General features: G+C 72.1%; 2 protein-coding genes and 1 pseudogene. 1 reads left to right on the top strand and 2 read right to left on the bottom strand.

The genetic code is table 11. From position 1 onward, the window contains the following. Positions 1-214, bottom strand: a pseudogene (locus FV222_RS26535) (hypothetical protein); the annotation flags it as partial. Positions 215-288: 74 nt separating this feature from the next. Next, on the bottom strand, positions 289-495 hold the full coding sequence (locus FV222_RS26530) for a DUF2842 domain-containing protein (RefSeq protein WP_147754807.1): 207 nt from the start codon (positions 493-495) through the stop codon (positions 289-291). 185 nt (positions 496-680) lie between these two features. On the opposite strand from FV222_RS26530, the gene FV222_RS26525 reads away from it, so the two are divergent. Then, positions 681-1,252, top strand: a 572-nt coding sequence (locus FV222_RS26525; RefSeq protein ID WP_147816106.1) for a COX15/CtaA family protein, incomplete at its 3' end; no start/stop codon positions are given.

Raw genomic sequence — 1,252 nt, 5'->3', positions numbered from 1 at the left:
GGGCGGGGGCGGGCGGGGTCTCGCCCGCCGCGTAGCCGCCGGCGACGTTCTTGGCCGCGGGGCCGAACATGGCGAGGCACTGGTTGTAGGCGAGGTCGTTCTTCAGGCGCTCGCATTCCCCGACCGAGCGCGGCGTCCCCTGGGCCTGGGCGGCGGCGCCGAGCCACAGGAGGAGCAACCCGGCGAGGGCGGGGGACGATTTCGGGAGGGGCATGAACGACATCTGCGAGGCGAGCGGCGCGGGTCGGCCGCTTCTCGCCCCCGAGTGCGGCGAAAACGCGGGCGGCCTCAGCGGTCGGGCCGTTCCATCCACTTGATCAGCGGCATCAGCGGGAAGATCCAGGCGATGCCCAGGATGCTGTAGAGCACGGTCTGGAGCAGGGGCGGGGCCTCGGCGATGCGGCTGTCGGCGAGAGCCATCGCCAGCGGCGCGTAGACGATGACGAAGCCCAGGATCCCGATCGTCCCGATCAGGGTGCGGGTGCGGCGGCGCATGCAATTCCCTCGTGCGAGCCCCGGGGGTAGCGCCGAGGCGCGACGATGGCAACGCGTCGGATCGGCGCCATCCCCTTGGCTTCCCTACGATTCGGGTGGCGTGCGGCAACGCCGGACGTTGCCGCGGGCGCCGGCTTTGCCTAACCCGGTGGCTCCCTCTCACCGATCCGAGCGACGACGCCCCGATGAGGCCTGCCGAATCCCCGCGCCGCGAAGGCGCCGTCCGCACCTGGCTCTACCTCCTCGCCGCCCTCGTGGTCGCGATGGTGGCGGTCGGCGGCGCGACGCGCCTGACCGGGTCCGGCCTGTCGATCACCGAATGGCGCCCCGTCACCGGCGTGGTGCCGCCGCTTTCGGCCGCCGACTGGGCGACCGAGTTCGAGAAGTACCGCGACACGCCCCAATACCGCATCCTCAACCAGGGCCTGGGCCTGTCCGACTTCAAGGTCCTGTACTTCTGGGAATGGGGCCACCGCCTGCTCGGGCGGATCGTCGGCCTGGTGTTCTTCCTGCCGCTGATCGCGTTCTGGTGGCGCGGCATGCTGAGCCGGCGCCTCGGGCTCGGCCTGCTGACGCTCGGAATCCTCGGGTCCGCGCAAGGGGCGATCGGCTGGATCATGGTGGCCTCGGGGCTGCAGCCCGGCATGACCGCGGTGGCGCCGATCAAGCTCGCCCTCCACCTCACCATGGCGAGCCTGATCCTGGCGGGCCTCGTGTGGCTCGCTGCCGGCGAGCGCAGCGCGGGCGTCGCCCCTGC

It is taken from the genome of Methylobacterium sp. WL103 (genome assembly GCF_008039885.1).
GTDB classification, from domain to species: domain Bacteria; phylum Pseudomonadota; class Alphaproteobacteria; order Rhizobiales; family Beijerinckiaceae; genus Methylobacterium; species Methylobacterium cerastii.
This window is presented reverse-complemented; position numbering and strand designations above follow the sequence as displayed.

What these genes read in the sequence shown, in the direction of transcription:
- FV222_RS26530 (WP_147754807.1), bottom strand. Translation starts at nt 495, where the DNA reads ATGCGCCGCCGCACCCGCACCCTGATCGGGACGATCGGGATCCTGGGC.